Source organism: Bifidobacterium apis (genome assembly GCF_036986835.1).
Lineage (GTDB): Bacteria > Actinomycetota > Actinomycetes > Actinomycetales > Bifidobacteriaceae > Bombiscardovia > Bombiscardovia apis_A.
Genome location: NZ_BTXD01000008.1, coordinates 1 through 4118 on the forward strand (window position 1 = coordinate 1; position 4118 = coordinate 4118).

3 protein-coding genes and 2 pseudogenes are annotated in these 4118 nt (G+C 60.7%); 4 read left to right on the forward strand and 1 reads right to left on the reverse strand.

Annotated features, from left to right (window positions below; all coding sequences use genetic code 11):
* The 4 genes and pseudogenes from AACP62_RS08270 to AACP62_RS08285 form a co-directional block, all read left to right on the forward strand.
* Positions 1-176, forward strand: a pseudogene (locus AACP62_RS08270) (IS256 family transposase); the annotation flags it as partial.
* Positions 177-393: 217 nt separating this feature from the next.
* Positions 394-1179: an ABC transporter ATP-binding protein gene (locus tag AACP62_RS08275; RefSeq protein WP_232347241.1), complete on the forward strand. Its 786-nt coding sequence runs from the start codon at positions 394-396 to the stop codon at positions 1177-1179.
* Positions 1176-3212 carry an ABC transporter permease gene (locus AACP62_RS08280; RefSeq protein WP_339347672.1) on the forward strand — a complete coding sequence of 679 codons (2037 nt, stop codon included), beginning with the start codon at positions 1176-1178 and terminating at the stop codon, positions 3210-3212. Before AACP62_RS08275 ends, AACP62_RS08280 begins: the two co-directional genes overlap by 4 nt.
* A 14-nt stretch (positions 3213-3226) precedes the next feature.
* Entirely contained in the window at positions 3227-3898 is a 672-nt protein-coding gene (locus AACP62_RS08285; RefSeq protein ID WP_198184437.1) for an ABC transporter transmembrane domain-containing protein, read from the forward strand.
* A 44-nt stretch (positions 3899-3942) separates the two neighbouring features.
* Here AACP62_RS08285 and AACP62_RS08290 read toward each other — a convergent pair.
* Positions 3943-4118, reverse strand: a pseudogene (locus AACP62_RS08290) (IS256 family transposase); the annotation flags it as partial.

The following is a 4118-nucleotide window of genomic DNA, read 5'->3' on the forward strand; positions in this document are numbered from 1 at the left end:
ACATGAAAACCGACAACCCCGACCCCGCCAGCCTGATCAGGGACGAACACCACCAGCCACGACCAGCACCCAAACGGGAAACCAGACAGGAACAGGACGAGCCCGAACACTACGGCACCGCCATCAACTGGAACGAGTTCCACACACCAGTCAGATACCCCAACACCACACTCTGACCAACACACAACCAAACCCACACACAGAACCTAAAACAACGCGTTTAGTTCCTATAGGCCCCTAAATTAGGTATGCCCTTAGCGCATACGAATCGTACTTTACAATAATTTTTGACTTATTGCATCTTTTTGTCAATAATTTATGGAAGACTTTTAACCGTCACGCAAGCAATACTTGTATTGCGTCTCAGTGTAAAGTTCGCTGTAGCTTTTCGCGTTGTGGATTCGTATGGTGCTCGGGGTTTCGTCGGGCTGTGGATTGGGGTTGGGTATGGCTGGTGAGTTTCTGTCCCTTGAGGGTGTCTCCTATCATTACGGTTCGGGCGGGGCCGGCATCACCGACGTGTCCCTGCAATGCCCGCCTGGGTCGTGGACGGCGATCATGGGGCCCTCGGGCGCGGGCAAGTCGACCCTGCTGAATTGCGCCTCGGGCCTGCTGCCGGTCGACCAGGGCTTGGTGCACATCGGGCAGCATGACCTGGCCCGGATGGGAGAGGCCGACCTGACACGTGTCAGGCGTGACCTGATCGGGTTCGTGTTTCAGGACTACAACCTCGTCGAAGCGTTCACATGCCTGCAGAACGTGATGCTGTCCTTCCTCTTCGGCGGGCCGCGCATCGAGGTCGACGACGCCGTGCGGGCCCTGCAGGCGGTGGGTCTGGATGGTTTCGCCGACGTCTATCCCTCGGACATGTCGGGCGGGCAGCGGCAGCGTGTGGCGGTGGCCAGGGCTTTGGCCTCGAGGCCCTCGGTCGTCTTTGCCGACGAGCCGACGGGCGCCCTGGACACCGCCGGCTCCCAGCTGGTGCTGGACGCCTTCGGCCAGGTGGCGGCGCGGGGGTCCACGGTGCTGATGGTGACCCACGACCCGGATGTGGCGGCCCGTGCTGGCAGCACCGTGTTCCTGGTCGACGGCCGCATCCACTCGGTGTGGTCGGGCTGCACGGCCGAGCAGCTGGCCATGCACCTGGCCGAGACCACGTTGAGCGGGGCCGACCGGTGAGCGCGGGCATGGCCTCCCCGGCCCAGCAGGCGAGCCGACCCTGGCGCAAGCGGCCAACAAGGGCCAGCCTGTCCTTCTCCCTGGTCAGGGCCCACCGCTCCTCCTACTGGATCATGTGCCTGGCCGTGTTCGCCACCACGACCCTGTCCTGCGCGACCCTGCAGGCACGTCAGGCGGGCCTGGCCTACGACGGCCTGCACGGCCTGGAGGGCCTGAACGCCTACCACCGCATTCTGACCAAGGCCTACTACGACCTGGCATTGAACACTGTGTCGCTGATCGCGCTGGTGTTCTGCCTGCTGGTGACGGTGTTCCTGGTCCTGTCATCGGTGTCCTTCCTGGTCCAGGAAAGGCGCCGGGAATACGGCCTGATGCGGCTCAACGGCGCCTCGGGCAAACAGGTCGTGGCCATGGCCCTGCGAGAGTTCTCCCTGCCCCTGGCCCTGGCCGACGCCGCGGGATGCCTGGCCGGATCCCTGCTGACCGTTCCTGTGGGCATGGCCTTCATAAGGGCCATGGGCACCACGGACATCGACCTGCTCTTCCACCCCAGGGCCCGCCTGTGGGTGGCGGCCGTGGCCTTCGCCTTGATGATGGCGGTCTGCCTGCTGGGCGTGTGGCTGGCCACGCGCAGGTTCGGGGCCGAGACCCCCCTGAAGCTGATGACACAACCGGCCGTCAAGGACAAAAAGGCCAGCCGGTTGCGGATCGTATGCTCCCTGGCCCTGTTCCTAGCCTCTATCACGGTCGCCTTCATGCCGGTCGACCGCTCGGAGTTCTACGACCGGCTGCTGGGCTTGATCGTCCTACTGATAATCACCGTGTACGTGGCCGCCCCCCTGCTGGTCCCCCCGGTAGCATCCCTGCTGGGCCTGCTGGCCGAAAAAACCGCGGCCGGACCGGGCCTGCTGGCCCGGCAACGGGTCCGCAGGGGCAGGGCAGGCGCCACGGCCATAGCGTTGCCGGCCATGATGGCGCTGACCATTCTGGTCTCCTTCATCCTCATCATGCAGGCGGGCCGCATGAGCTCGGTGGTGCTCAGCATCGAGCCCATGAAGGCCGACGTGGTGGCCTCCTCGGACGACCTGTCCCAGGCCGGCAGGATCTCGCGCACGCTGCAGGGGCTCGGACGGGAGGTCGGCACAGCCGACATCTACCAGACCCAGCAATGGGTCCTGACCGACAAGCACGGAAACATCCAGATGGACACCTTCCCCCAGGTCACCTGGGCCCAGGCCCGTGACCTGGCCGACCCCAGCCACAAGGACACCGCCCCCAAGGTGCTCCAGGGCAGCCTGGCCGACCTGGGCGCCGGCAAGGTGGCCATAAGCAGAGCATACGACAACCAGCGCAAGCCGGGCGACACGATCACCCTCATCGACCGCCACGACAAAAGACACCAGGTCCAGGTCGTGGCCGTCATCGAGCCGCCCAAGACCACCCCCCACGTGAACATGGACATGCTCACGACCGAGGATGGCCTGCCCAGGGAGGGCGAGAACGGCCGACTGTACGCCTTCATCACCGCCCGCGACCACACCCAGGCCGACGACATAGCCCAACAGATAAGGGACACCACCCACAAGATCACCGCCTTGAACAGGCAGGACTTCATCGACGACTACATCAAGACCAGCATCAAGGAGCAGCAGGGAACACCGCTCATGATAGCCGGCGGCACCATCCTGGCCCTGATATTCCTCGTCCAATCTATAGCCATAGGAATCAGCGAACGACGCATGCAGAACCGGCGCCTCAACCAGATGGGCGTCACCCGCGGCGCCCTCGCCTGGTCAGCGGCCATCGAGACCACACTCGACGTCACCGCCGGCATCATCCTCTCCCTCGTCGCCGTGGCCATCACCGAGGCATCCGTGGCGATAAGCTTCGTCCGGGACGGGGTCGGCATACAACACACACCCATCATCGCAGACATCTTCCTACCCATGTCCCTCCTGCTCCTGGCCGTCGCCATAGCCACCACCATCCTCTGCACACGCCTCACCCACAAGAACCAACCCACAAAACACTAGAGGCCAGGCCAACCATGAACTTTATCCACGTCGTCAGGAAATACATGCCGGGGCACATTCTTGCATACACGGCAAGCCTTCTGCTGGGAATCCTCGCACAAGCGGTCGTCCTGCTGCAACCACAGCTCAGCGGAGCCCTCATAGACGGCGTGCAACAACACAAAGCAATCGTATTAATCGCGGTGCAATTGGGAATACTGTTCATTCTTGGCGCTGTATTGACAGCAATCCAGCAAGCCATACTAGGCACAATAGGGGAGAAATCATTATATTCCATTCGCAACAGCATGGTCGACAAGTTTTTCCGGATGAGTTTGCTTGATAGAGAACAGAAACCTCCGGCCTGGTATTCGCAAAGAGTTTCCAATGATGCCGCTTTGATAAAGTCGGTTCCATCGCAATTCCTCTCACTGGTGCAAGGAATAATCCTGATTGTAGGTTCAGGGGTGTGCCTTGTGTGGCTTGACCCCATTTTCTTTGTGATAGTTCTCATTCCTGCAGGTTTTTCAATATCACTTATGCTTATTGCAACTAAGCCGGTAAAAAAACTGCAGAACAATCTGCAGAATGCAACAATGGACATGACCTCGACTGTGCAGGAAGCCGCCGCTTCCATGAGAACACTTGAAGCCTATAACTCTATCGACCCGGAAAAAAACAAGATATATGCGGCCTATAGGAACTAAACGCGTTGTTTTAGGTTCTGTGTGTGGGTTTGGTTGTGTGTTGGTCAGAGTGTGGTGTTGGGGTATCTGACTGGTGTGTGGAACTCGTTCCAGTTGATGGCGGTGCCGTAGTGTTCGGGCTCGTCCTGTTCCTGTCTGGTTTCCCGTTTGGGTGCTGGTTGTGGCTGCTGGTGTTCGTCCCTGTTCAGGCTGGCGGGGTCGGGGTTGTCGGTTTTCATGT

What these genes read in the sequence shown, in the direction of transcription:
- AACP62_RS08285 (WP_198184437.1), top strand. Translation starts at nt 3,227, where the DNA reads ATGAACTTTATCCACGTCGTCAGGAAATACATGCCGGGGCACATTCTT.